The organism is Tateyamaria omphalii (genome assembly GCF_019802125.1).
Taxonomy (GTDB): Bacteria; Pseudomonadota; Alphaproteobacteria; order Rhodobacterales; family Rhodobacteraceae; genus Tateyamaria; species Tateyamaria omphalii_B.
In genome coordinates this window covers 130,276-155,686 of sequence record NZ_JAHVHT010000002.1, presented here as the reverse complement: position 1 = coordinate 155,686, position 25,411 = coordinate 130,276, and the positions used below count along the sequence as shown (strand labels likewise).

Sequence of the window (25,411 nt, the reverse complement as noted above, 5' to 3'; positions counted from 1 at the left end):
TGTTTGCGCGCGCCACAGCTTAGGCGCAGTCAGGCAAATCTGCCAAGCGTGACGCTACGCCGCGTTGGTCACGACTGCGCCAGATCGAACGCCTTGCGCATCACGGTGGGCAGGTCCGATGGGCGAAACTGGTCTCGGGGCAGGAAGTATCCTCGCTCTGGTTCAGTGTCCGCAACCTGCGCGACCATAACGTCGAGAATAAGGTGAAAATGCGTAAACGTGTGCCGCACTTCTCCGTTCAATTTTACCCAATCTGCAACCATCGGAACGGCGATGGGGCGCGGCTCTGACACATCCACCCAATCACTGCCCGGCCAGCCCATCATGCCGCCCAGCAGTCCCTTGTCGGGCCGGGTCTCCACCAGCCACGCGCCATCGCTGCGCTGGGCAAGGTAGACGGTGCCATGGCGGATCGGCTTGGCCTTCTTGGGAGTTTTCTTGGGTAACTCTGGCGCGGTGCCCTCTGCCCGTGCCTTGCATGGGTCGCGCCATGGGCAGATGCCGCAGGCCGGCGATTTGGGCGTACAGATCGTGGCACCCAGATCCATGACCGCCTGTGCATGATCGCCGGGGCGCGCGTTGGGCGTCAAACGGTCGGCATGTTCGGTCAGGATCGGTTTGGCCGCAGGCAAAGGCGTGTGTTCATCGAACATACGCGCCATGACCCGCTCGACATTCCCGTCCACCACAACGTGGCGCAAATCAAACGCGATCGAGGCGATGGCCGCCGCCGTATAAGGCCCGATGCCGGGCAGCTTCAGCAAAGCGGCATGATCCGCAGGAAACGCACCGCCATGATCCGCCACCACTGCACGCGCACATTTCAACAGGTTGCGCGCGCGGGCGTAGTAGCCAAGGCCGGCCCATTCGCCCATGACCTCCGCATCCTCTGCCGCTGCCAGATCGGACACCGTCGGCCAGCGCGCAATGAAGCGTTTGAAATACTCGGTGACCGCCGCAACCGTTGTCTGCTGCAACATGATCTCGGACATCCAGACGGCATATGGGTCCGGGCGCACCCCGGCCATCTTGTCCGCGGGCCCCACGCGCCACGGCATCGCGCGCGCATGTACGTCGTACCAGTCCAAAAGATCGCCGCTGAGGTCACGCAAGAGTTATGCTTTCCCACTTGAGATGTCTGGTGATCACGCTTTGATCCGCTATGATCACGCCCGAGTGAGAGGGAACATAGCCATGGTCGCGCGCCGTGCCAGTACAAAAGGGTTCAAGCGGACAGCATCACTGCTGACCGGGCGGATTCGGAAGGCCAGCGAAAGCCGTGGGTTCGCCCAAAGCCGCCTGCTGACCGATTGGGCCGAGGTTGCAGGCGCCGACGTGGCCGCCATCGCCCGCCCGGTCGAGGTGAGCTATGGCCGGGGCGGCATGGGCGCGACGCTGACTCTGCTGACCACCGGGGCACAGGCGCCGATGCTCGAAATGCAAAAGGACCAGCTGCGCCAAAGGGTGAACGCCGTCTACGGCTACAATGCCATCGCGCGCATTCGGATCACCCAGACCGCCGCGACCGGGTTCGAGGACGGGCAAGTGTCTTTCGAACATCGCCGCAAGGATGAAGGGCCGAAGGCTCCCGCCCCTGAAATGACCGCCGCCTCCAGCCAGATGGTGGCCCCGGTCCAGGACGACACATTGCGCGACGCCCTCGAAAAGCTGGGCGCGCACATCCTGACAAAACAAAAACAAGGAACACGCACATGAACCGTATCGTTGCCCTTATCGCCGTGATCGTCGGCGTCGGCGGGTACTTTCTGTACAGCTCGATGCAATCCAGCGGTCCGACCGCTCAGGAACAGGCACAGGCCGAGCGTTTGCTGGGGGCCGCCAATGCGCAGGAAGCCTCGAGCGACATCGACACCTCTTCGGTGGTCGAGATGCAGTTGGGCAACCCGGATGCGCCCGTGACGGTCATCGAATATGCCAGCTACACCTGCCCGCACTGCGCCACCTTCCACGCGGGTGCCTACAAGCAGCTCAAGGCGGACTATATCGACACCGGCAAGATCAACTTCATCTACCGCGAAGTGTATTTTGACCGCTTCGGCCTTTGGGCCTCGGCCATCGCGCGCTGCGCGGGCACGCCCGAAACCTTCTTTGGCATCACTGAAATGCTTTATGCCGGTCAGGCTGAATGGGCGCGTGCGGGCGGCGGTGATCCGGCCCAGATCGCGGAAGAGCTGCGCAAGATCGGTCGCCTCGCAGGGCTGGACGGCACCACTCTCGAAGCCTGCCTGACGGACGCCGACAACCTGCGCACTCTGGTCGCGTGGTATCAGGAAAACGCGGCCGAGGACGGGATCAACTCGACCCCCAGCTTTGTCATCAACGGCACCACCTACAACAACATGGCCTATTCCGAGATGTCGGGCCTGATCGACGAAGCGGCTGGCAGCTAAGCCCTTCGGTCAGACACAGTGTAGCGCCCGGCCTTTGGTCGGGCGTTTTTTTTCAGGATGCACCTTTCGCTGCTGGCAACGCAGCGAGGGCCGCATCCAGCGCCGATGGATCATCAAACGTCAAACGCACGGGCAAAGTGATCACCTTTGGCCGAAAGGCTGCGGGCAGGCGGGCAGCGTCCTTTTCCGTGGTGACAAGCTGCGCGCCCATCGCGTGCGCGTCGCGTTCCAGCCGCGTGAGAAAGGCTGTGCTCAGCTTTTCGTGGTCGCCCAAGGCTTCGGTCCGCATCAGGTTCACACCCAGCCCACGGAGCGTGTCAAAGAACTTCTCGGGCCGTCCGATGCCCGCAAAGGCAATCACATTCATGCCCGCCCACGGCATCCCGGTTTGCAGTGGCTCCAGCCGCGCGTGGATGTGTGGCAGTCCGTCCGGCAGTTTGGTTTCCGCAAACCTGGCTTGCGCCGCGTCATCCCCGATGCTCAGCAGCAGGTCGGCACGGGACAGGCCCACCGCCGCGGGTTCGCGCAAGGGCCCGGCAGGCAGGCACAAGCCATTGCCGAACCCCGTCTCTGCATCCACCACGACGATGGAAAGGTCGTAGGACAGTGCCGGGTTCTGAAACCCGTCGTCGAGGATGATGGCCGTGGCTCCGGCCTCGATCGCAGCCTGCGCGCCCGCCGCCCTGTCGCGCGCCACCCATGTGCGGGCAAAGGCGCTGAGCAGCAGGGGTTCGTCACCGACGCGCTCGGCGCTGTGACTGGTCGGATTGACCTCGGTCGGTCCGGTTTCCTTTCCCCCATAGCCCCGGCTGACGATATGCGGCTCGTGAAAGGCGTCGCGCAGCCGTTCGGCCACGGCGATCACGGTTGGCGTCTTGCCCGTCCCGCCCGCGTTGATGTTGCCCACGCAGATCACCGGCACAGGCATCCGTTCGGGCGTTCCGCGCGCCAGGCGCCGCGCCGTGCCACGAGCATAAAGCGCACCCAAGGGCGACAGCAGGCGCGCGCGCCAATCGGGCGCAGGTTGCGACCAGAAACCGGGCGCGCGCATCACCGTTTCTCCGATTTGCGGGAATCGAGGCGCGTCTGGGTCAGCGATATGATCCGGTCGAGGCTGTCTGCACCCCGCGTGACCACATCCCAGCCGGCCATTGCCATATGCGCGGCGTGATCGGGCGCGATCATCTGGCTGATGGCCCGGCCCAGCGACGGCGTGTCGTTCACGATCCGGGCCGCACCCGCGTTCATGAGCCGAGTAAAGGCATCGACATGTTCGCCGACATTCGGGCCATAGACGATGGCCGACCCGTGGGCCGCCACCGAATAGGGATCGCAGATCTCGACCCCCGCCTGCATGGAGCCGCCCAGAAAGGTGACGATAGCCACCCGCAGCCAAAGGCCAAGCTCGGCATCCTCATCCGCGATCAGCACCTGGGTGTTGTCGTCGGGAAAGGCCCCGTCGCTCCAGTTCGCGACCAGCAGGGATTGCGCACGCGCGGCGTCCTCCGCCTTGAGCGCGTCAGCGGGATCGGAGAAGTGCAGGATCAGCAACAGCCGGTGCGAGGATTTGAGCGCCAGCTTGTGGGCGGCCAGAATGGTCGCGCATTCCTTGAGCGACGTACGGGCTGACAACCAGGCGGGTCGCCCGGACAGCGCCGCGGTCAGGTCGGCGAGGTCGCTGTCATGGACGGGCATCATCTTGCCAAATGGATGCAGCGGCTCGGCCACTTCCATCGCGCCCACGGGGCGGCCCATCTGGGCCAGCTTCAGATGCGCGCTTTCGTCCCGGGCGGTGACGTGGTTGAACTGCGCAAGCAACGCGCGCGGCACTTCGGGCAACCAGCGGTCGCGGCGGCCGTCAAAGCCCTCCACATCCGCATCGACCAGCATCATATGGGCGCCGCTTTCGGCGGTGGACAGGATCAGATTGGGCAGCAGATCGCCCCACGCCCAGATCAGCACGTCCGGTTTCCAGTGCGCGACAAAGGCGTCGGTGACAGCGGGGTGATCGGGCGGCATCGCGTCTTGCCAGATGTCGGGCACGCCCCGGTCGCCAAAATCATCATGGGCAGCGGTCAGCAGCACGTGACATTCAGGCCGCGTGACCAGCAACCTGTGGGCCAGATCGTTGAGCGCGCGATTGTTGCCGGGCTCGGCCGCATGGATCCACACAAGCTCGCCCTCCGGTCGGTCCCGGACCGGCGCGAAGGTGGGCGGTTTGCGCCGCCCCGACAGCGTGCGATAGGCCGTCAGCCCAAGCGACCCGCGCACGCGGGCGTCAGCCAAGCTCTTCGGTCGTCGCGGCGGCGTTTTCCTCGTCCCGCAGGCGGTGCAGGTGCGCGATGTAGTAGCGCATGTGGGCGTTGTCCACGGTGCGCTGCGCTTCGGATTTCCAGGCGTCATAAGCGGCCTGGTAGTTGGGAAAGATCCCTACGATATGCAGGTCGTTCACGTCCTTGAACACGTTCTTCGAAGGGTCGACCAGTTCGCCGCCAAAGACGAGGTGCAGGCGCTGTGTCATCGTATTTTCCTTTGATCACTGGGCTTGGGCATGCCTGCGCGCAGTTTGCGCATATGCCCCCTGGGGTCAAGGCGATCAGACGGTGTGACCCGGCCCCAATTCCCCCACAAGCGCACGGTGCAGATCGGGACCACCAGCCACGACACCGTTCAAAGCCGGATGCGCATTGTTGAAGCGCAAGGGCGCCCCCGTGCGGTCGGTGATGGTGCCACCGGCCTCGGCCACGATCAGGGATCCGGCCGCAATGTCCCACTCCCACGTGGGGCGCAGGGTCAGCATCCCGTCGAACTTTCCCTCACCCACCAGCGACAGGCGGTAGGCCAGCGAGGGGCGGTAATGCCGTTCAACCGATGGGGCGCTGCTGCGCCAATGCTTGCTGTCAAAGGTCGGGCGCGCGGCCAGGACCTTGCTGTCAGGCGTCATGTTGCCCTGCGTTGCCACAAGCGGCGCGCCGTTCAGTGTGGCACCCATCCCCGTGCCCGCGGCATAAAGCTTGTCGCGCAGGGGCAGATAGATCGCCGCCGCCGTCACGATACCCTGATGCGCCACACCGATGGAAATGGCCCAGGTCCGCCCGCCTTCGACAAAGCTGCGGGTGCCGTCAATCGGGTCGATGATGAACACGGTGTCCGCGCCCAATCGGGCGGCATCATCCTCGGTTTCCTCGGACAGCCAGCCATAGTCGGGCCGCGCCAGGCGCAGGGACCGTTCCAGCACCTCGTTCACGGCCAGATCGGCCTCGGTCACGGGTCCTGCATCACCGGGCTTGTCCCAGCGCGCGGCTGTGGGGCCAGCAAAACTGGTCGCCACACGGCCCGCAATCCGGGCCGCATCAATCAACAAGGGTAGGTCAGTTGCCGGCAAGGGTCATTCCAGGAACCAGCAGCGACGGCACCACCCGGCTCAGATGCGCACGCGCGTCATTTGCGGGCACGATGGTGCGCAGCATGTCGATCAGGTTGCCCGCGATGGTGCATTCATTGACCGGATAGGCGATCTCGCCATTCTCGACCCACATGCCTGAGGCGCCACGGGAATAGTCGCCGGTGTTGGGGTTGATGGTCGACCCGATCATCGAGGTGACTAGCAGCCCGGTGCCCATGTCACGGATCAGGTCATCGCGGGTGGCGGTGCCCGCATCCAGCATGACATTCCAGTTCGATGGGCTGGGCGGGGCGGAGGTACCGCGGGCCGCATTGCCGGTAGAGGTCATGCCCAGTTTGCGGGCGGTTGCCAGATCAAGCGTCCAGCCCGTCAACACGCCATCCTCGACAATCACGCGGCGTTGCGTCGCCAGACCCTCGGCATCAAAGGGGCGCGAGCCAGAGATGCGCGGGCGGTGCGGGTCCTCGACCAGGTTCAGGCCATCGGGCAGCACCTGTTGCCCCAGCTTCTCGCGCAGCCAGGATGATCCCCGCGCCACGCTCGACCCGTTGGCGGCTGCCAAGAGGTGCCCGATCAAACTTGACGAAATGCGCTCGTCAAACAGAACCGGGTAGGTGCCGGTGGGCGGCTTGCGGGCGCCCAGCCTCTCGACAGTGCGTGTGCCCGCCTCGGTCCCGATCTCTTCGGCGCTGCGCAGGTCGGATTGGAAAATGCGGCTGTCACCGCTGTAGTCGCGCTCCATCCCGGTGCCCGTGCCTGCAATCGCCACACAACTTAGCGCGCGGTCGGTGCGGCGGTAGCCACCGGAAAACCCGTTGCTGGCTGCCAGCCAGATGTCTCGCGCCCCGTACGCGGCAGAGGCTTGCTGGACCTGGCTCACACCCTCGACTGCCATCGCGGCGGCTTCGGCTGCGAGCGCATCGGCCTGCAGGGCGTCGGCAGCGGGCTCCGGGGTCTGGTCGTTCATCTCAAGCGCGTCGATGTCCCAGCCGTTTGTCAGCTGGTCCGGATCGGCAAGGCCCGCATTGGGGTCCTCGGGCGCTTCGCCCGCCATGGCAACGGCGCGCATTGCCATCTCCTCGATGGTCCGGTCGCTGATGTCAGAGGCCGAGACATTGGCCTGCTTCTGACCGACAAACACGCGCAACCCGATGTCGATGGATTCCGACCGTTCCGCCTGTTCCAGTGCGCCCGCGCGCACGTCGACCGACACGGATGTGCCTTGCACCGCGATGGTGTCGGCCGCGTCCGCGCCTGCGGACTTTGCAGCAGCAAGCAGCCGTTCGGTCAGGGTCGACAGGTCGGAAGGGGTCATTCATCTGCTCCGCTTGGTTGCGCCATCAGGTAGCGGGGCAGGGGGTGGTGTGCAAGGGCGGCGACCTGCGCCGCCCCGCGTGATGGTGTCAGCGGATGCGCTGACCGTTGGCCAGCACGTGGCCCTCTCCGTTCACTTCGATCTTGGAGTTCAGGGTGTCTTCGCCCTCACCCGGCACGGCAAAAAGGCCCATCATCATGCGCGCACCCATCGCCTGATCCTCGGGCAGCAAGCCCATGCCGACCAGCTTGTCCAGCAGGCCGTTGCCGCCCACAAGGGTCAGGTCAACCGCGCCTTCGGGCCGGGGCATCCCGTCAAAGGTTTGCAGGTCATTGTTGTCAAAGACAAAGTCGCCCGCGCCGGTCAGTTTTGCGCCTACGGCGTCCACTTCGATCTTGTTGATGGTCAGGGCATTGAGCTCACCGGGAACGGCATCGGCCTGTTCCAGAACCTCAGCCTGCGCGGGGTCGAGGAAGTCGAACAGCACCTTGGCCTTGCCGCTCAGATCAACGAGCAGCGTGGCCGGATCGCGGGGCAATTGCGAGGTCGGGTCAAACAGGCTCCAGAGCATGTCGGACATCACGAACTGGCTCAGCGTGACGGCCAGGCCGAAATCCTGTTCTTCGTTCGACTTCTGCAACGGCATCAGAAAGCGCGTGCCGATCTCTGCGGCAGAGAACGAGATGGGCAGCGGCAGTTCGGTCATCAACATGTTCATGTCGACGCCGGTTTGCGACACGTCATAAAGCAGCCCCTCGGGGCCAAAGGACACGTCAAACGCGGCCCCGGTCGACGTGGCATTGGCCGTGCCGCTGCCATCCGTTTCGCTGCTGAACGACATGTCGTAATTGCCGCCATTCGTGGTGAATGCGGCGACCGCCTTGAACCCGTCGTTCAGCATGGCGTTCACGTCCTGCACATCCGTGTCCAGCGGCAGATCGCCCGTGCCGTTCAGCGTCAGCCCGTTCATCGTGCCCTTGAGCGTGAAGGTGTCCTCGCTCTCGGGGTCGTTGAAGGCCATGTCGTAATCGACCTTCGCGACCGTCATGTCCTGCGCCATCGTCCGCAGGTCGCCCACCGTTGTTTTCATGGTCTGGGCCAGGTCGGTCATGCGGATGTCGATCTTGGCAATCTCCGGCCCGACCGACACGCCGTCGATGGTGACGCTTTGCAGTGCCATGGCCGCTGCCTCGGCGGCGTAGGTGTAGGTCAGGTCACCCGGATCGCCTGCCGCCACCATGTCGGGCGCGGTCTGGGTGAAGTCGATAACGGCCGTCACTGTCTCACCCGTTTCGGGCTGGAACGTCATGTTCATTTCGGTGGTGTCGGGCAGCTCGATCGCGACGGTTCCGTCGCCCTGCTCCACAAAGTTGATCGAGTCCAGAACCACCTTGAACGCGCCGCCCCCGGCATCGTCGTCCATTTCCACGGTCAGCGTCATGTTCGACACCTCGACCGACCCCGACCCGATGGCTTCGGATGCGGTCACGGAATAGCCGGTACTTTCCATATAGGATTGCCAGTCGGACCAGACCTGTTCGGCCGTCAGATCCGCCAAGGCCGCCGAAGCAGGCAGGCACAGCGCCAATGCCGTGCCGGAAATAAGATGTGAAATACGAGACATGATAGAATCCTTAGAATGCTGTGTTGGCCATATCGTCTGGGACGACGCCTAATGCGTCAAGGCCACAGGCTGGACCTATGCGCCGCATCGCCGTACCACAAGGCCAACACGTCACTGCGGAGGGTGCAATGCACGATATGAGCGAAAAAACGGTGCTGATCACCGGGGCCAGCCGGGGCATCGGGGCCGACACGGCGCGCGTCTTTGCGCAGGCCGGGGCCAATGTCGCGCTCGTGGCACGGGGGGCTGACGCCATCGGTGCGCTCGCGGATGAAATCGGCCCGCAAGCCATCGCGCTGCCCTGCGATGTCAGCGACTTTGCCGCCGTCAACGATGCGGTAACACAAACCGTGGACCGGTTCGGCACCCTCGACGTCCTGATCGGCAACGCGGGCGCCATCGAACCCATCTCGCATCTGGCAGAGGCAGACCCCGACGACTGGGGCCACGTCATCGACATCAACCTCAAGGGCGTGTTCTACGGGATGCGCGCGGCTCTTCCGGTGATGCTCAAGGCAGGCACCGGCACCATCCTGACCATCAGTTCCGGTGCCGCCCACGGCCCGGTCGAAGCATGGTCGCACTACTGCGCCTCCAAGGCGGGCGCGGCCATGCTCACCCGTTGCGTGGACAAGGAAAACGGCCCCGCGGGCATCCGCGCAATGGGCCTGTCACCGGGCACCGTCGCCACCCAGATGCAGCGCGAGATCAAGGCAAGCGGCATCAACCCCGTCAGCCAGCTCGACTGGTCCGACCACATCCCGGCGGACTGGCCGGCCAAGGCGCTCTTGTGGATGTGCTCGCCAGACGCCAACAACTGGATCGGACAGGAAATATCCCTGCGCGATCCGGACATTCGCAAACAGGTGGGCCTCACATGATCGACATCGACCGCACCGGCCCGATCTGGACGCTCACCATCAACCGCCCGGACAAGGCGGGCGCGCTGACCGAACAGATGCTGACCGACCTGCGTGACACCGTGCGCGATGCCCAAGACGCAGCGGCCCTGATCCTGACGGGCACTGGCAAGGTGTTCAGCGCCGGGGCCGACCTTGATGCCGCGCGCGCGGGTCTTGCCACCTCGCCGCTATGGGAGGAATTGTCCGGCGCCATCGCCGACCTGCCGGGCCTGACCATTGCCGCGCTGAACGGCACCGTCGCGGGGGGCGCAACCGGCATGGTGCTGGCCTGCGACCTGCGGATCGCCGTGCCCTCGGCCAAGTTCTTCTATCCGGTGATGAAACTCGGCTACCTGCCGCAACCTAGCGATCCTGTGCGGATGGCGGCCCTGATCGGACCGGCACGGACCAAGATGATCTTTCTGGCAGGGCAAAAGATCACCGCAGACCAAGCGCTGGCTTTCGGCCTCGTTGATGAACTGGTCGAGGGTGACGACGTGACCGAACGCGCGCGGGCGCTGTGCACGGATATTGCAGCGGCCACACCCGAAACGGCGCGGGCGATCAAGGCGATGTGCTAGGGCGAGTGTCAGATATTTCAACACAGAGGTTGTCAACTTAACGTTACACGATGTAGGGTTGAGTCGATGGCCCGTGACAACCGCATAGAGCGCGCCAAACGCGATCCACACCCCTCAAATACAGAGCGGGACCTGACGACGTCGGATCGTGTGCAATTGCTGGTGGCGGACGTGCTGAACAGGGTCTGCGTGCAGATCGAGGAAAAGCACGCGCAAGAGCCCGCATCGAGCAAACGTTAGCGTTTGCGACGCGCTCCCGGCACTTTCGATGCAAAGCCGGGCGGTCGCTTGGACACCCACGCATAGAATTTCGCCAATCTCGGATGCGCACGCAGCGCCTCGGGCGTGTTGTAGTCACGGGCAAGCTCTGCCTCGGTCAGTGTCGCGTGGATTTCCCTATGACAGATGTGGTGCAGCAGCACGACCGGACCGCCCTTGCCCCCTTTTAGCTTAGGGATCAGGTGGTGCAGGCTTTGTGGCGCATCAGGTGGGATGGGACGGCCACATAAGGGACAGATCGGATCGGACAGGGGCGTCATTCCTTGCGCAAACGGTATCGTCCGTGACAATTGGCGCGGTGTGAGGACGAGGCAAGAGGTGCGCCGGTGGAGTTTGATCTCGAAAGTCAGCCCGAGATTGTGCAGACGATTGCAGCTTATGCCCTGCAAGGGTGGGAACTGGCGCTGACGTGGCTGCTCAGCCCGGCAGCGTGGTCGCAATTCGCTCTGCTGATCGTGGCCTACCTCGCTGCCGTGGTCATCACGCGGCGTCTGCGCCCGATGCTGGCGCGTCTCTTGGATCCCGGTGACAGCGACAATGTCATTGCGACGTCACGCCGTTTTGTCGCGCAATTCCTGCCGCTGCTCTTGCCGCTGATGGCCTACGTCCTGACGGGCATTGGCGAAGGTGTCGTGCGCTCGATCTTTGACAGCGGCGCAGTGATCGCCTTTGGCAAGCGCGTCTTCCTGTTCCTCGCCGTCCGCGCGCTGGTGCGCGACATCATCTCCGACCCGTTCCTCAAGCTGCTGGGCCGCTACGTTCTTGTGCCCATCGCCGCGCTTTATGCGCTGAATTTGCTGGGGCCGGTCGCAACCCGGCTGGAAGAGACGGTCGTGCCGCTGGGCAACCTGTCTTTCAACCTGCTGTGGCTTTTGCAATTCGTGGCCGTCGGCGGCGTGATCTTCTGGCTGGGCCAGTGGTCGAACAGCCAGTCCACGACCTTCATTCAGAAGCAGGAGGAGATGCGCCCCTCCCTCCGGCAACTGGTGGCAAAATCGGTCGAGTTCCTGATCTTTGGCGTCGCGTTCCTGGTGCTGATGAACATCATGGGCATCAACCTGTCGGCCCTTGCGGTGCTGGGTGGTGCCATCGGTGTCGGCCTCGGCTTCGGCCTGCAAAAGATCGCGTCGAACTTCATTTCCGGTGTGATCCTTCTGGTCGAAGGGCAGGCGACGGTTGGTGACTATGTTGAGCTCGACGGGGGTGAGGCGGGCACAATCGTCAAGATGACCGCCCGCGCCGCGATCCTCGAAACCTATGATGGCCGCTGGATCGTCGTCCCGAACGAGGATTTCATCACCACCCGCGTCGTGAACTATTCCGACAGCGGCTCTGCCAACCGCTACGAAGCGCCGTTTTCTGTCAGCTACAACACCGACATCAACACGGTGCCGGACATCATCAATGCAGCCGTGTCCAAGCTAGACTTTGTCCTCCAAGTGCCCGAGGGGCCGGATTGTGAGTTGGTTGGTTTCGGCGACAGCGGCATCGACTTTGCCGTGGAATACTGGGTGAACGGCATCGATGACGGCAAGAACAAGTACAAAAGCCATGTCCTCTTCGCGATCTGGAACGCGCTGAAAGAGCACGACATCGAAATCCCCTATCCGCACCGCGTGGTCGAGATGAAGGGCGAGTTGCGGACGGTGTCCGAGTGACCCGCGTCGCCGTCATCGGCGGCGGCCCCGCCGGTTTGGCGGCGGCAGAGGTGATGGCAGAGGCCGGTCTGTCGGTCACGGTTTACGAGGCGAAACCAACCGTCGCCCGCAAGTTCCTGATGGCAGGCAAATCCGGCCTCAACCTGACCAAGTCCGAAGACGTGGCAACGATGCTGCCCCACTACACCGAAGCCGCCCCCTGGCTCGCCCCCGCCCTGCACGCCTGGGACGCCGACGCAATCGTGGCATGGGCCGAAGGGTTGGGGCAAGAGATGTTCACAGGCTCCACCGGCCGCGTCTTTCCAAGGGCCATGAAAGCCTCCCCCCTCCTGCGCGCATGGCTCGCGCGGCTTGACGGCTTGGGCGTCACCATCCGCACCCGCCACCGCTGGACCGGCTGGGAAGATGGTGCGCCCCGCATCACCGACCTCGACGGCACACCCGTGACTGTGGATGCAGACGCAACGCTTCTCGCCTGCGGCGGCGCAAGCTGGGCAAGGCTCGGCTCAGACGGCGCTTGGACCGACTGGATCGGCCTCGACACCGCCCCCTTCGCCGCCTCCAACGCCGCCATCTCCGTGCCGTGGTCCCCGCACATGGACAAACACATGGGCCACCCGATCAAGGGCGTCGCCTGGCGCGCAGGCCCCTACCGCTCGCGGGGCGAAGCCGTGGCCTCGAAACGCGGGCTCGAGGGAGGCGGCATCTACTCCGTCTCACGCGGCGTCCGCGAGGGGCACGACCTCTACATCGACCTGCTGCCCGACCTCAGCGTTGACGAGGTCGCAGAAAGGCTCGCCCGCCCACGGGGCAAGGCGAGTTTTGCAAACCATCTGCGCAAGACGCTGAAACTCACACCCCTGAAAATCGCGCTGGCACAGGAATGGGGCCGCCCCTGGCCGGATGATACGCTCCGCATCGCACGGCGGCTCAAGAAACTACGCGTGGCGCATCAGGGCCTGCGCCCCATGGACGAAGCAATCTCGACCGCAGGTGGCGTACCCGCCGAGGCATTGGACGACGCGCTGATGCTGCGCGCGAAACCCGGCGTGTTCTGCGCAGGCGAAATGCTGGATTGGGAGGCACCGACGGGCGGCTACCTGCTCACAGCCTGCCTCGCCACCGGACGCTGGGCAGGGCAGGGCGTGGTACGCTACCTGAAAACCTAAGCGGCAGCCGCCGCACGAAAGGCCGGGCGGGCGCGCAACCGCTTGCTGTAGGCCTTGATCGGCTCGGGCAGGGCTGGAAACTGCGCGCCGAACGCCCAGCCGAGGCAATGCACGGCCAAGAGATCGGGCAACGTGATCTTGTCGCCCATCAAAAAGTCACCGGAGTCCTCCAACATGCCGGCCAAGGCGTCTGCATTCCGCGCAAACTCCTTGTGCAGCGTCGGCACCACACCCGGCACCCGCAGCTTTTCCGGCAGGACAAAGGCGTGCTTGCTGGCGGCCCACAAAAGCGCGTCCATCTCGTCGACAAGCCACAGGGTCATGGCGTCCTGCCGGGCGCGCTCCGGCGTGCCTGCGGCGGCGGTCAGACCGCCATGTTTGTCGGCGAGATACGTCATGATGGCGACGCTGTCGGTCAACACCGCATCGCCATCCACCAGCGCCGGGATCTTGCCCAGCGGGTTGAATTCGCGCGCCACATCCGAACGTGGACCTGCCTCGACCAACTCGTACGTCTGGCCCAACTCTTCCAGCATCCACAGCACACGGAAAGCGCGGCTTTTGACGGTTCCGATGACGCGATACATGGACAGACCCTCCCTTTGATGCGCACGATTGCAGGGCCGGGGCAGAGCCACAACCCTGCTGTCAGAAATTGTCGCAACGTCCTGCTAGAGTATCCGCAACATTCATGCCCAAGGAGATTTCAATGGCACAAACAGGGTCCTGCGTCTGCGGCGCGGTCAAGTTCACCGTTACCCATCCCGTCACCGAAACCGGCGCCTGCCACTGCGGCATGTGTCGCAAATGGTCGGGCGGCGTGTTCATGGGGATCCAGGTGCCCAAGGGCGGCATGGAGATCGAGGGCGAGGAGAACCTGTCAATCTACACCTCATCCCCCTGGGCCGAGCGGGTGTTTTGCAAGACCTGCGGGTCGTCCCTGTTCTACCGCATCACCGCGCCGGGGCCGCTGAATGGCCAGATGCATGTGGGCATGGGCAGTTTCGATGACCCGTCCGGCATCGCATTCACAGGCGAGATCTATATCGACCGAAAGCCCGACGCTTACGCCTTTGCTGGCGAGGGGCGGCACGTGATGACACAGGCCGAGGTGGAAGCGATGTTTGCCGCACCGCCTCCGGAGCAGGCGTGATCCAAAGGCCGCTGCGCGACGCGATTTGTTTTTGCTGACGAGGGGGCTGTCTGCCCCCTCGAGCTCCCCCGAAAGTATTTCCAGCCAGAAGAAGGGACTATCTGCGCGCGAGCATGGCGAGCCGGATGAAGCAGCGCTCGACGAGGGCGAGGGCCGGGGCGTTTTGACCGGCTGAGCGGAGTTGCAGGTCGGTGTCCGTCAGTTCGGTCAGCGCCATTTCCAGTTTCGGTGCGCCCCAGCTGCGGGCCTGCGCCAGCATCTTATCTCGGTTGGGGCCCCAGATTTGCGGGCGGCCTGATGTATCGCTTGCGGCCCGGTGCAAGCTGCGGAAGTGGCGCATCGCCCCGATGCACAGTGCCACTGCGTTCACGCCCTGCGCTTGCAGGCGTTGCATCACCGGGCCGATGGCCGCGGCATTGCCGTCGCCGACCACCAGCAACACGTCGTCCACATCGGCCTCGATCGACGCGGGCGCGCAGGCGGCAATGTCTTCGGCGCTCAGCGGTTCCGGGTCGTTCAGTTTGTAGAGCCCGACCTTTTCAAGCGTTTGGCGGAAATCACCGGGTTCGAGTTGCCGGGCAAGGTCCATGAGCAGGTGCATCGCTTCCTGCGGTGGGTTGGTGATGCCTGCAGCCATCAGGTCGCGCTCAATCTCGTCCCGTGTTGGCGGGTTGTCGTAGATGCCTGCGGCATAGGCCTTGGTATGTGCCTCGAACGCCTTGCGCAGTTTTGACGTCGGTTTGAGCGCGCCCGCCGTGACCACGATCTGCGCGTCGCCCGGCGCCCAGTCCGACAGCGCGTCGGTGATGACCGGGCCGACATTTTCGTTGGCATCCTCGACCAGCGCGACGCGGGGACCAGGAAAGAAGCCGATGGCCTTGACCGCGTCAAGAAGCAGGGCGGGTTCCTTGCGCAGATCGCCCGCGCCGATGCGGGTCAGGCGCATTTCTTCCTCACCCTGCGGGCCGATCAGTGCGGCCACCACCTGTTGCCGCTTCAGGGCGATCCGCATCCCGTCCGCGCCGTATATCAACAGCCCCGCCGCATCCGGGTCCGGTTTGGCGAAATACGCGGTCGCCTGGCCCGTGTTCAACTTCATAGGTCAGATGTTTGCAATTGCAGCACAATTTCGTCCGCAAGGATGGTCATCAGCCGCTCCGTCGCGTCGCGCTGGGCCGACAATGTCGCAACGGTTGTACCCGTCGCAGAATAACCCACGAAGTTATCCACAAGGTCGGAGAGGATAACCTCTCCGGTTGTGGCGTCCGACAGGGCAAAGGCGGCGGAGCCGATCATATGGTAGCGGCGGATGTCGCCATCGGGGTCGATGGCGCGCGCCTCTTCACCCACGGACAGGTCGATGGCGAGCTTGTAGGCGGGATTGGCCGCGCGCCCCAGCCGCTCTTCCAGTTGCCGGACCAGCAGGAAGCCTTCGCGGTCCCGTGGCGGGTCCACCTGCACCTGGTTTTGCAGCTTGGTGCCCGTACCGCCGGGTCCATAGACCGGTTCAAAACCGCAGGCGGCGACGGTCAGGGCAAAGGCGAGGGCAGCAAGCAGGCGCATGTCGGATCAGACCACCACGTTGACGATACGGCCCGGGACCACGATCACCTTTTTGGGGGTGCCGCCATCCAGCGCCTTTTGCACAGCTTCGGTTGCCAGCGCTTGTTTTTCAACCTCGGCCTTGTCCATGTCAGCAGCGACGGTGATTTCACCACGCCGCTTGCCGTTGATCTGGATCGGCAGGGTGACGGTGTCGGAGACGAGCATGGCCGCGTCCGCGATGGGCCAAGGCGCATGGATGATCAACCCTTCGCCGCCCTGATGCGCCCAGATGTCTTCGGCCAGGTGTGGCGTCATGGGTGCCATGAGCTGCGCAAGCGTCATGACCGCTTGCCGTTGGGCGGCATAGCTGGCCTTGGACTTCTGCAAGGTCGCCGTGAAGCCATAGAGCTTGGCGATGGCGGCGTTGAAGCCGAAGGATTCCACGCCCATGGTCACGTCGTGGATGGTCTTGTGCATGGCGCGCAGCAAGTCATCGTCGCCCGTGCCCGGCGCTTCCTTGTCCATCTCCCCGATCCGATCGCAGAGGTTCCAGACGCGGGCGAGGTGTTTGTAGGCCGCTTCAGCGCCCGAGGCCGTCCATTCCACATCCCGCTCGGGCGGCGAGTCGCTCAGCACGAACCAGCGCGCGGTGTCCGCGCCGTAGCTGGCGATGATGCTCGCCGGGTCCACCACGTTCTTCTTGGACTTCGACATCTTGGCCGAGGGGATGATTTCCACCTCGGTTCCGTCCGCCAGTTTGCCGCCTGTGACCTCTTCGGGCAGGTGATAGACCGGGCGCCCCTTGGCGTCGCGGGTCTGGTAGATCTCATGCGTGACCATCCCTTGGGTAAAGAGCGCGTTGAATGGCTCTTCGCATCCCTGCGGCAAATGCCCAGTGATCCGCATCGCCCGTGCAAAGAAACGGGAATAGAGCAGGTGCAGGATCGCGTGCTCGATGCCGCCGATGTACTGGTCGACATTCATCCAGTAGGCCGCGTCGTCGAGATCGGTTGGCGTCGGAGCATGAGGCGCCGTGAAGCGCGCAAAGTACCAGGACGAATCGACAAAGGTGTCCATCGTGTCCGTTTCGCGCTTGGCGGGTTTGCCGCAAGCAGGGCAGGGCACATCGCGCCAGGTCGGGTGGCGGTCAAGCGGGTTGCCGGGGATGTCAAAGGTCACATCGTCGGGCAGCTCGACAGGCAGGTTTTCCTTCTTCTCCGGCACCACGCCGCACGCATCGCAATGGACGACAGGGATCGGGCAACCCCAATAGCGCTGGCGGCTGAGACCCCAGTCGCGCAGGCGGTACTGCGTTTGCCCTTTGCCCAGCCCATGCGCCTCGAAATAGTCGAGGGTGGCGTTGATGCCGTCCTCGCTCGTCGCGTTCACGATGCCCGCGAAGTGGTCGATATAGACAACCGGCTCCGTCTTGGCCGGGATAAGCGCCTCGTTCTCGACATCGGTTTCATTACCCGGCATACGAAACGCATTCTGCACCGGCAAATCGTACTTCCGCGCAAAATCCAGATCGCGCTGGTCATGGGCCGGGCAGCCAAAGACAGCGCCCGTCCCATAATCCATCAACACGAAATTGCCGATCCATACGGGCAATTCACGGTCGGCATAGACCGGGTGCTTGACGCGAATGCCCGTATCAACACCCTTCTTCTCGGCCTTCTCCATGGCCGCCTCAGTGGTGTCCATCTTGCGGCACTCATCGATAAAGGCCGCCAAGTCCGGGTTGTCCGCCTCAAGCGCCTTCGCCACCGGATGGTCGGGAGCCACGGCAATAAAGGATGCACCGCGCATCGTGTCGGGACGGGTCGAATAGCACTGGATCGCGCCGTTCCCATCCGTACGGTGAAAGGTGATCTCGATCCCGCGGCTCTCACCGATCCAGTTCTCCTGCATCAACCGGACCTTGGCAGGCCAGTTGTCGAGGCCGCTCAGCGCATCCTTCAACTCCCCGGCCATGTCGGAAATCTTGAAGAACCACTGCGTCAACTCACGCCGTTCCACCTCTGCGCCCGACCGCCAGCCCTTGCCGTCGATGACCTGCTCATTGGCAAGCACGGTCATGTCGACCGGATCCCAGTTCACCTGCGCGTTCTTGCGGTACACAAGTCCGGCCTCAAGCATGTCGAGGAACAGCGCCTGCTGCTGACCGTAATACTCGGGATCGCAGGTCGCGAACTCCCGACTCCAGTCGATGGACAGGCCAAGGGGCTTCATCTGCCCACGCATGTCGGCGATGTTTTCATAGGTCCAGGTCTTCGGATGCCCGCCAATGGCCATGGCCGCATTCTCGGCCGGCATCCCAAAGGCGTCCCAGCCCATGGGGTGCAGCACGTTGTGGCCGGTCGACATCTTGTAGCGGGCGATCACGTCGCCCATCGTGTAGTTGCGCACGTGGCCCATATGGATGCGGCCCGACGGGTACGGGAACATCTCAAGCACGTAATACTTGGGCTTGTCGGCGCTGCGCTTGGCCTTGAACACGTCCGCCTGCTCCCAGGCGGCCTGCCAGCGGGCTTCGATCTCGGATGGGGTATAGGTTGCCATGGTCTGGTCCTGAATGTGCAAACGCCGGGCGAAGGGCCCGGCGCGTGTGATAGAGTGGAAAGTGATGCGCGAAAAGGGCCTATAGCCGGTTGTCGGCCACCCGTAGCTGACGTGCGCGGGTCAAGATCGCATCCTCGATCGCGCGCACGGTTGCGGTGCTGGCTGGACCGCTGCGGGTCTGCAAGGCGACATTCAATGACCGCGCGTCCAACGCGGGATCACCAATCAACACCGTCGCACGATACGCACGACCGCCACCGGGGGGCGTGCCGTAACCTGTCACGATCACGCCCGTAAACGGATCGACCGACTGAATCGGCAGGAAATCAAGAACCTGAAGCGACGCGGACCAGATATATTTGTTGACCCGTACAATAGATTCCTGATTGCGCCGTGCACGCAAGGCTTCGCCCAGCGTCGTGCCGGTGCGAATATCCCGTTCGCGCGCGCTGTCACCGTCGCCAACAATACGTTCGGAATCGGGGTCGGTGACGCCAATCCGGCCCCCACAGGCGGCCAGAAACACGGCCAAAGACAGGGCCGCCACTCGGCCGACTACTCGCGTTTTGCGCATTGGATGTCCCAATCCCAGTTCTTTCGCACCGTGATAGACAAGTTGCCCTAGGCTCGCAAGGCGGGCCGGTGCACGCTGGCGTCACGCGCGAAACCGTCACGTTGCGCTGGGGCAGCACTGTGGCAAAGCTGCACCAACATTGCCGTAATTGGGGGCAGGGTGCGATGCGTTGCTTGAGGTGGCGCGGCAAATGGTTGAGACAGCATCCATCCCCTCGCCGGATTCCCCGGTTAGGGCGTGTGACTGAAAACCGAGGGAAAACTCATGAAAAAAGTTCTCTTCGCTACAACCGCGCTCATCGCCACGACCGGCATGGCAGCTGCGGAAGTGACGTTTGGCGGCTTTGGCCGTTTCGGCCTCTTCTACGATGAAGGCAACGACTCCGCGACAACCGACGAACTGCGCATCGAACAGCGCTTCCGTCTGACCGCAACTGGCACCGCGACTTCCGACAACGGTCTGGAGTTCGAAGGTCGTATCCGTTTCCAAACAGACGACCAGTCGAGCGGCGCATCCAACGTTGCTAACAACTCCGCAGCGGGCTTCGCGGTTTCGACCGGTGGCTTCCGTCTGGACGTGGGTCACGTCTCCGACGTGATCGACTCGGGTGACGTGGTTGACTACTACGGCTACGGCGTTGGTCTGACATCGTTTGCTGAACAATCGTCGGCGTTCAACAACGTTCCTGCTTCCGGCTTCGGCACGGGCACAGACGACGTCGCTCCGACTGTCAAGCTGCGCTACACAGCAGGTGATTTCACCGTTGCTGCGTCGATCACCGACGACTCCGCTGCTGTTGCAACCGAAGCATCCACCGGCATCGCCGTTGGTGACACGGTCAACCGCTCCGAGTACCAGATTGGTTTCGGCTACAACTTCGGCAACTACTCCGCCGGTGTTGCGTTCGGTAACGAAGACACCGACGTGAACGGTGCTGGCGTTGCTGCTCTGGACAACGACTTCTGGGTCATCTCGTTCGGTGGTGAGATCGGCGCGTTTGCCTTCTCGATCCTGGTTGGCGACTCCGACATCAACGACGAGACCATGTATGGTCTGTCCGCCAAGTACGACGTTGGCGCTGCGACTGAAATTCGCTTCGCGTTCTCCGACTCCGGTCTGGACGCAGAAGACGAAGTCGTCGCAATCGGCTTCCGTCACTCGCTGGGCGGCGGCGTGTCGCTGCGCGGTGGTGTTGGCCAAAACACTTCCGGCAACACCATTGCCGACCTGGGTGTGATCTTCAACTTCTAATAGTTGATCGCATACCAACGATTTGGGGCAGGCCTTTGGTCTGCCCCTTTTCGTTTCCCGCCCCTTTGCAATTCGGTGCAGGCCATGCTTTCTGCACGGTGATCCCGTCGCAATAGGTGCGCTATGTCCCTGTCCGAAATCACTGCCAAGATCGAAGCCGCCTGCGCCAAAGCAGGTCGCGATCCGCGAGACGTCAAGCTGATCGCGGTCAGCAAGGTGCAACCATTGGACCGTGTCACTGCCGTGCTGGACGAAGGGCACCGTCTTTTTGGTGAAAACCGCGTTCAGGAAGCCGAAGGCAAATGGCCCGGGTTGCGCGATCAATACGGCGACGTAGAGGTGCATCTGATCGGACCCCTGCAAAGCAACAAGGTGCGGCAGGCCATGCAGCTCTTTCAGGCGATCCATTCCGTAGATCGGCCCAAACTGGCCAAATCCATCGCCCGCCTCGCACAAGAGATCGGGCAGTGCCCCGACATTTTTCTACAGGTCAACACCGGCGAGGAGCCGCAGAAGGCGGGTGTGCTGCCGGCAGACGCGGACGCCTTCGTGGCCGAGTGCCGCAGCCTCGACCTGCCGGTCCAGGGTCTCATGTGCATTCCGCCTGTGGATGAAGAGCCGTCATTGCATTTCGCCCTGCTCGCCAAGATCGCCGAACGCAATGGTCTGGCGGGTCTGTCCATGGGCATGAGCGGCGACTTCGAAAGCGCCATCGCGCTGGGCGCCACCCATGTCCGTGTCGGCTCCGCCATCTTCGGCGCGCGCGTGAAAGGTTAACGCTTTCTGAAAGCGCCTCTGTAAGCCGTTGATAAGTCTGGGGTGGCTGCATGTCCCAGCGTGGGTCACCCGCCCACGATCAACCGCGTCTCAAACCGGATCCGCCGCGCAATCCATTTCAAATGGTCAGGCCGCAACCCGATGCACCCTTCGGTCGGATACCCCGGCCTGCGCCAGCGATGGACAAAAATGGCCGACCCGCGCCCCGGCACGGCATAGGGCCAGTTCCAGTCCGTCAGGATCACCAGATCATAAAGCGGATCCGCCCGCCGCAAAACCTCATGGCTGCCCCCGTAGGGTGCGCGGACCATATGGTTGTAGTCCTCATCCTCGCCATCATCGGACCACAGATCCCCCGGCCGGATGGGAACGGCCCAATCTGCGGGGGGTGCCATACGGTCGGGCCGGTAAAGCATACCAACGATCCGATGCGTGCCCCAGGGCGTCGCCCCATCCCCCTCCCGTTTTTTCCGGCTGATGCCGCCCCTGCCAACCGTGCAGGGAAAGACCCGCCCGCCAAAGCGCAGCCCGCTCGGCGTCACCACCATATCCAGAGTGGTCAAAGCAGATGCCCCGATTTCGCGGCCTTGGTTGCCAGATAGTCCCGGTTGAAGCGGGTCTCGCCCACTTTCAAAGGCACACGTTCCGTGACAGCGACGCCGCTGGCTTCCATCATCGCGACCTTGGCCGGGTTGTTGGTCAGCAGGCGCACGGCACCAAAGCCCATGGATTTCAGAATGTCGGACCCCAGTCGGAAATCACGCTCATCATCCTCAAAACCTAGCCTGTGGTTCGCGTCCACGGTATCAAAACCCTGGTCCTGCAGGGCATAGGCTCGCATTTTGTTCGCCAGGCCGATGCCTCGCCCTTCCTGGTTCATATAGAGAAGTACGCCCGATCCTTCCGAACCCATCTGCGCCAGTGCGCCCCGCAATTGAGGGCCGCAATCGCACTTCAGGCTGCCCATGACATCGCCCGTGAAACAGGCGGAATGCAGGCGCGCAAGCACCGGTTTGCTGCGATCCGGACGTCCGATTTCGAAAGCGTAGTGCTCTTCTCCTCCATCTTCGGGACGGAATACATGCAGTCGGCCCGCTTCGGAGGCTTCCACTGGCAAACGCGCCTGAACAACCGGGTGCAGCAGGCTCGATTGCTCAAGCAGCGGCTCGGCCAGCGCAAGGGGGATTGCCGTCAGGTTGTGGGACACTGCGAATTTCAATCCGTCAGGTGCGGGTACGCACAGCGCGGCGGGCAAGATCCGCGCGGCTTTGCAGAGTTGAAGTACGACACGATGCGCAGACGCATTGCCATCGCGCAGAGACTGCAGTGGACCCTTCATTGGGGTGGCAAGATCGTCCGCCGGATCGGCCAGGGAATGGAGCCAGCCCAATGCGGCAGCCTCCGGCACGGCAATCCGCGCGATGTCACCATCATACACCCGCGCCTTCAAAGTCTCCGCACGCCAACCGGTCAAAGCCAATTCCAACCGCGTTCCAAGCGCGCGGACGGCCGCAAGCCGCTCAGGCGTCATCGCCTCGACCGCAACGGCAAGGATCGACTCCTCTCCGAGTACCACAATGGGCACGCCCATTCGCAGATCAGCACGCGCCCGCGCCAGCATCTCAACGATATCCGGGCCGAGCCCCATGTAACAAATCCTCTTCCGTGCACCGTCCGACATAAGCAAATCGCGTAGGAATTGAAACATTTGCCCGGTCTGCCACACATGGGCGTGAAACATTTGGTCCACAACTTGCTGAAACGACCCTCAAACCGCATCTATCCTCCAACAGGAACGGAGACGACGCCCATGGCACAACTGAAAAAAATCCTGCTGGTTGATGATGACGAGGATCTACGCGAAGCGCTGAGCGAGCAGTTGATCATGACCGAGGACTTCGACGTGTTCGAAGCGGGCAATGGTCAGGATGCTTTGGTCAAGGCCAAGGAAGCGATTTATGACCTCGTCATTCTTGATGTCGGCCTTCCGGATACCGACGGTCGCGAATTGTGCCGTGTCATGCGCAAGCAGGGGGTCAAGTCGCCTATCCTGATGCTGACGGGCCACGATACCGATGCGGATACGATCCTGGGTTTGGACGCGGGCGCCAATGACTATGTCAGCAAGCCTTTCAAGTTTCCGGTATTGCTGGCGCGTATTCGAGCGCAGCTGCGCCAACACGAGCAGTCCGAGGATGCGGTTTTTACCCTTGGGCCGTACACTTTCAAACCCAGCGTGAAGATGCTGGTGACCGAAGATGATCGCAAAATCCGCCTGACCGAAAAAGAGACGAATATCCTGAAGTTTCTCTATCGCTCGACCGAGGGTGTGGTGGCCCGTGACGTGCTGCTGCATGAGGTCTGGGGCTACAACGCCGGTGTTACCACACACACGTTGGAGACACATATCTACCGTCTGCGTCAGAAAATTGAACCGGATCCGTCAAATGCGCGCCTTCTTGTGACCGAAAGCGGCGGATATCGTCTCATGGCCTGAGATTGACTTGGGTCATGGCGGAACTTTCCGCTATGGCTGAAGTTACCGGTACGAAGCCCGCGCATGTCGGGGCCGCCTCGCGGCTATACATGCACCTCCCTGTTGGACTTGCCCGGGCCATTGTGCCCGGGTTTTTTTATCCACCAAGTAAACCCACGCCGCATATCTTCTGCGGTGATGCGTTTTTTGGATACAGCCTCCGGTAGCATCTTTCTTTGGGAGATACGGTATGTTACGGTGTCTTAACACTTTTTTCGATCGACTGACGGTGGCGTCTGGAGTTCGATGCTGCGTGTATTTTGCGCAGATTCCTAAATCTCGAAAGTGATGCTTAAGCACCCAGGTGTTTGGAACAAATTGTAAAACTTAGCATAATTTTTCTACCTGAGGTTGAAATTGACACGCTTAGGCATCAAACTTCAAGAACATTCATCCAACTGGGGGCGCGACATGCGTGGACAAAACGTACTTGTAATTGGCGGCGATGGATTTTGTGGATGGCCAACTGCCCTGCGGCTTTCGAGCCTGGGGTACGATGTCACCATCGTGGATGACTTCTCCCGGCGAAAAATTGCCGATGCGCTTGGAGCGGACAGTCTCACACCGATCGCGGACTTACACACCCGTTTGGACACTTGGGAACAGGTGACTGGACGCCGCATTTCCTTTGAACGCATTGATATTGCGAGGCAATACGACGCCTTGAAAGACTGTATCGAACGTTTGTGGCCGGACGCGGTGATCCACTTCGGCGAACAGCGTGCAGCGCCGTATTCGATGCGTGGCACATCCGAAAAACGATATACGGTCAGCAACAACATTCGCGGAACGCACAATCTTCTTTGCGCGATTGCTGCCCTGCGAATTGATACGCATGTCGTCCATTTGGGCACGATGGGGGTGTACGGATACGATGGGGATGGGTTGGAAATCCCCGAAGGATACCTTCCGATCAAGGTCGAAGCCGATGACGGCAGATTGTTTGACCGCGACATCCTGTATCCGACCAACCCTGGCAGCGTCTACCACATGACGAAGTCCATGGATCAGTTGATGTTCCAGTTCTATGCCAGAAATGACGGCATACGGATCACGGACCTGCACCAAGGCATTGTCTGGGGTACGCAAACGGATGAAACGCGGATGGACGAGCGGCTGTCCAACCGCTTCGACTATGATGGTGACTATGGAACCGTATTGAATCGCTTCCTGATGCAGGCTGCGATCGGTCATCCTCTTACGGTGCATGGCACAGGGGGGCAGACCCGTGCCTTCATCAATATCGCCGATACCGTCAACTGCATTACCCTGGCATTGGAGAACCCGCCGGAACGCGGCGACAAAGTGTGCATTCGAAACCAGATGACCGAAACGCACCGTGTCCGCGATCTTGCCCAGATTGTTGCCCGCATCACCGGAAGCACTGTGGAAATGGTCAGCAATCCGCGGAAGGAGGCAGCCGAGAATGACTTGCGCGTGTCCAACAAGTCATTTCTTGACGACGGATTGAAGCCCATCACCCTTGAAGACGGATTGCTGCATGAGAGCGTTTCCATCGCGAAGAAGTACCAGCACCGGTGTGATCCCGCGCAAATTCCAGCCCGGTCCACTTGGACACCTGAACAACAGCCGGGTACGATTGGATCGGATCCGATGAAAGGCGTCGCTTGACCCATCGTTTCTTCCAATTTCAGTACCGATAGCCGC

The 25,411-nt window shown here is 62.5% G+C and carries 27 protein-coding genes; 12 read left to right on the top strand and 15 right to left on the bottom strand.

From position 1 onward, the window contains the following. Positions 1-68: 68 nt before the first annotated feature. Positions 69-1,112, bottom strand: coding sequence for an A/G-specific adenine glycosylase (gene mutY, locus KUV51_RS09730; protein ID WP_222521444.1), 1,044 nt, complete (start codon positions 1,110-1,112; stop codon positions 69-71). Between the two features lie 82 nt (positions 1,113-1,194). Between mutY and KUV51_RS09725 the strand changes: the two genes are divergently transcribed. Both KUV51_RS09725 and KUV51_RS09720 read left to right on the top strand, forming a co-directional pair. Next, positions 1,195-1,716, top strand: a complete 522-nt coding sequence (locus KUV51_RS09725) for a DUF721 domain-containing protein (RefSeq protein ID WP_222521443.1) — start codon at positions 1,195-1,197, stop codon at positions 1,714-1,716. Beyond that, positions 1,713-2,411: a DsbA family protein gene (locus KUV51_RS09720; RefSeq protein WP_222521442.1), complete on the top strand. Its 699-nt coding sequence runs from the start codon at positions 1,713-1,715 to the stop codon at positions 2,409-2,411. Before KUV51_RS09725 ends, KUV51_RS09720 begins: the two co-directional genes overlap by 4 nt. 52 nt (positions 2,412-2,463) lie before the next feature. On the opposite strand, the gene lpxK is transcribed toward KUV51_RS09720, so the two are convergent. From lpxK to KUV51_RS09690, 6 genes are all read right to left on the bottom strand, one after another. Beyond that, complete coding sequence (gene lpxK, locus KUV51_RS09715) at positions 2,464-3,462, bottom strand: tetraacyldisaccharide 4'-kinase (RefSeq protein WP_222521441.1); 999 nt, start codon at positions 3,460-3,462, stop codon at positions 2,464-2,466. After that, entirely contained in the window at positions 3,462-4,697 is a 1,236-nt protein-coding gene (locus KUV51_RS09710) for a 3-deoxy-D-manno-octulosonic acid transferase (protein WP_222521440.1), read from the bottom strand. Before KUV51_RS09710 ends, lpxK begins: the two co-directional genes overlap by 1 nt. Beyond that, positions 4,690-4,932, bottom strand: a complete 243-nt coding sequence (locus KUV51_RS09705) for a DUF4170 domain-containing protein (RefSeq protein WP_039685328.1) — start codon at positions 4,930-4,932, stop codon at positions 4,690-4,692. Before KUV51_RS09705 ends, KUV51_RS09710 begins: the two co-directional genes overlap by 8 nt. Before the next feature lie 75 nt (positions 4,933-5,007). After that, positions 5,008-5,796 (bottom strand): 3'(2'),5'-bisphosphate nucleotidase CysQ, encoded by a 789-nt coding sequence (locus KUV51_RS09700; protein ID WP_222521439.1) that lies wholly within the window; start codon positions 5,794-5,796, stop codon positions 5,008-5,010. Beyond that, on the bottom strand, positions 5,783-7,132 hold the full coding sequence (locus KUV51_RS09695) for a TldD/PmbA family protein (protein WP_222521438.1): 1,350 nt from the start codon (positions 7,130-7,132) through the stop codon (positions 5,783-5,785). Before KUV51_RS09695 ends, KUV51_RS09700 begins: the two co-directional genes overlap by 14 nt. Before the next feature lie 88 nt (positions 7,133-7,220). Beyond that, on the bottom strand, positions 7,221-8,756 hold the full coding sequence (locus KUV51_RS09690) for a DUF2125 domain-containing protein (RefSeq protein WP_222521437.1): 1,536 nt from the start codon (positions 8,754-8,756) through the stop codon (positions 7,221-7,223). 128 nt (positions 8,757-8,884) lie between these two features. Here KUV51_RS09690 and KUV51_RS09685 point away from each other — a divergent pair, with 128 nt between their 5' ends. The 3 genes from KUV51_RS09685 to KUV51_RS09675 all read left to right on the top strand — a co-directional run bounded on the left by KUV51_RS09685 (position 8,885) and on the right by KUV51_RS09675 (position 10,479). After that, the gene (locus KUV51_RS09685) at positions 8,885-9,637 is read left to right on the top strand and encodes an SDR family oxidoreductase (RefSeq protein ID WP_222521436.1); all 753 of its coding nucleotides are present in this window, start codon (positions 8,885-8,887) and stop codon (positions 9,635-9,637) included. Further along, complete coding sequence (locus KUV51_RS09680; RefSeq protein ID WP_222521435.1) at positions 9,634-10,239, top strand: enoyl-CoA hydratase/isomerase family protein; 606 nt, start codon at positions 9,634-9,636, stop codon at positions 10,237-10,239. The genes KUV51_RS09685 and KUV51_RS09680 overlap by 4 nt, the downstream gene beginning before the upstream one ends. A gap of 66 nt (positions 10,240-10,305) precedes the next feature. Beyond that, a complete protein-coding gene (locus KUV51_RS09675) occupies positions 10,306-10,479 on the top strand; it encodes a hypothetical protein (RefSeq protein WP_222521434.1) in 174 nt (57 codons plus the stop codon). On the opposite strand, the gene KUV51_RS09670 is transcribed toward KUV51_RS09675, so the two are convergent. Beyond that, entirely contained in the window at positions 10,476-10,778 is a 303-nt protein-coding gene (locus KUV51_RS09670) for an HNH endonuclease (protein WP_222521433.1), read from the bottom strand. The two genes, KUV51_RS09675 and KUV51_RS09670, sit on opposite strands and share 4 nt — an antisense overlap. 66 nt (positions 10,779-10,844) lie before the next feature. On the opposite strand from KUV51_RS09670, the gene KUV51_RS09665 reads away from it, so the two are divergent. Then, complete coding sequence (locus tag KUV51_RS09665) at positions 10,845-12,176, top strand: mechanosensitive ion channel family protein (protein WP_222521432.1); 1,332 nt, start codon at positions 10,845-10,847, stop codon at positions 12,174-12,176. Next, positions 12,173-13,345: a TIGR03862 family flavoprotein gene (locus tag KUV51_RS09660; RefSeq protein ID WP_222521431.1), complete on the top strand. Its 1,173-nt coding sequence runs from the start codon at positions 12,173-12,175 to the stop codon at positions 13,343-13,345. Before KUV51_RS09665 ends, KUV51_RS09660 begins: the two co-directional genes overlap by 4 nt. Here the strand turns inward: KUV51_RS09660 and KUV51_RS09655 are convergent. Continuing rightward, positions 13,342-13,932 (bottom strand): glutathione S-transferase family protein, encoded by a 591-nt coding sequence (locus KUV51_RS09655; protein ID WP_222521430.1) that lies wholly within the window; start codon positions 13,930-13,932, stop codon positions 13,342-13,344. The two genes, KUV51_RS09660 and KUV51_RS09655, sit on opposite strands and share 4 nt — an antisense overlap. 122 nt (positions 13,933-14,054) lie before the next feature. Here KUV51_RS09655 and KUV51_RS09650 point away from each other — a divergent pair, with 122 nt between their 5' ends. After that, positions 14,055-14,498 carry a GFA family protein gene (locus tag KUV51_RS09650; protein ID WP_222521429.1) on the top strand — a complete coding sequence of 148 codons (444 nt, stop codon included), beginning with the start codon at positions 14,055-14,057 and terminating at the stop codon, positions 14,496-14,498. A gap of 97 nt (positions 14,499-14,595) precedes the next feature. Here KUV51_RS09650 and holA read toward each other — a convergent pair whose 3' ends face one another. From holA to KUV51_RS09630, 4 genes are all read right to left on the bottom strand, one after another. Next, positions 14,596-15,597 carry a DNA polymerase III subunit delta gene (gene holA, locus KUV51_RS09645; protein WP_222521428.1) on the bottom strand — a complete coding sequence of 334 codons (1,002 nt, stop codon included), beginning with the start codon at positions 15,595-15,597 and terminating at the stop codon, positions 14,596-14,598. Next, complete coding sequence (gene lptE / locus KUV51_RS09640; RefSeq protein WP_222521427.1) at positions 15,594-16,061, bottom strand: LPS assembly lipoprotein LptE; 468 nt, start codon at positions 16,059-16,061, stop codon at positions 15,594-15,596. The genes holA and lptE overlap by 4 nt, the downstream gene beginning before the upstream one ends. A gap of 6 nt (positions 16,062-16,067) precedes the next feature. Then, positions 16,068-18,605 (bottom strand): leucine--tRNA ligase, encoded by a 2,538-nt coding sequence (leuS, locus tag KUV51_RS09635; RefSeq protein WP_222521426.1) that lies wholly within the window; start codon positions 18,603-18,605, stop codon positions 16,068-16,070. 79 nt (positions 18,606-18,684) lie between these two features. Beyond that, positions 18,685-19,179, bottom strand: a complete 495-nt coding sequence (locus KUV51_RS09630; RefSeq protein WP_222521425.1) for a DUF3576 domain-containing protein — start codon at positions 19,177-19,179, stop codon at positions 18,685-18,687. A 264-nt stretch (positions 19,180-19,443) separates the two neighbouring features. Here KUV51_RS09630 and KUV51_RS09625 point away from each other — a divergent pair, with 264 nt between their 5' ends. Continuing rightward, positions 19,444-20,430 carry a porin gene (locus KUV51_RS09625; protein WP_222521424.1) on the top strand — a complete coding sequence of 329 codons (987 nt, stop codon included), beginning with the start codon at positions 19,444-19,446 and terminating at the stop codon, positions 20,428-20,430. 123 nt (positions 20,431-20,553) lie between these two features. Next, on the top strand, positions 20,554-21,207 hold the full coding sequence (locus tag KUV51_RS09620; protein ID WP_222521423.1) for a YggS family pyridoxal phosphate-dependent enzyme: 654 nt from the start codon (positions 20,554-20,556) through the stop codon (positions 21,205-21,207). A gap of 65 nt (positions 21,208-21,272) precedes the next feature. Here KUV51_RS09620 and KUV51_RS09615 read toward each other — a convergent pair whose 3' ends face one another. Continuing rightward, on the bottom strand, positions 21,273-21,770 hold the full coding sequence (locus KUV51_RS09615) for a L,D-transpeptidase (protein ID WP_222521422.1): 498 nt from the start codon (positions 21,768-21,770) through the stop codon (positions 21,273-21,275). Further along, on the bottom strand, positions 21,767-22,855 hold the full coding sequence (ribA, locus tag KUV51_RS09610) for a GTP cyclohydrolase II (protein ID WP_222521421.1): 1,089 nt from the start codon (positions 22,853-22,855) through the stop codon (positions 21,767-21,769). Before ribA ends, KUV51_RS09615 begins: the two co-directional genes overlap by 4 nt. Positions 22,856-23,017: 162 nt before the next feature. Here ribA and KUV51_RS09605 point away from each other — a divergent pair, with 162 nt between their 5' ends. Together KUV51_RS09605 and KUV51_RS09600 are read left to right on the top strand one after the other, a co-directional pair. Beyond that, positions 23,018-23,704, top strand: a complete 687-nt coding sequence (locus tag KUV51_RS09605; protein WP_222521420.1) for a response regulator transcription factor — start codon at positions 23,018-23,020, stop codon at positions 23,702-23,704. 450 nt (positions 23,705-24,154) lie between these two features. After that, positions 24,155-25,375, top strand: a complete 1,221-nt coding sequence (locus KUV51_RS09600; RefSeq protein ID WP_222521932.1) for an NAD-dependent epimerase/dehydratase family protein — start codon at positions 24,155-24,157, stop codon at positions 25,373-25,375. Positions 25,376-25,411 lie beyond the last annotated feature (36 nt).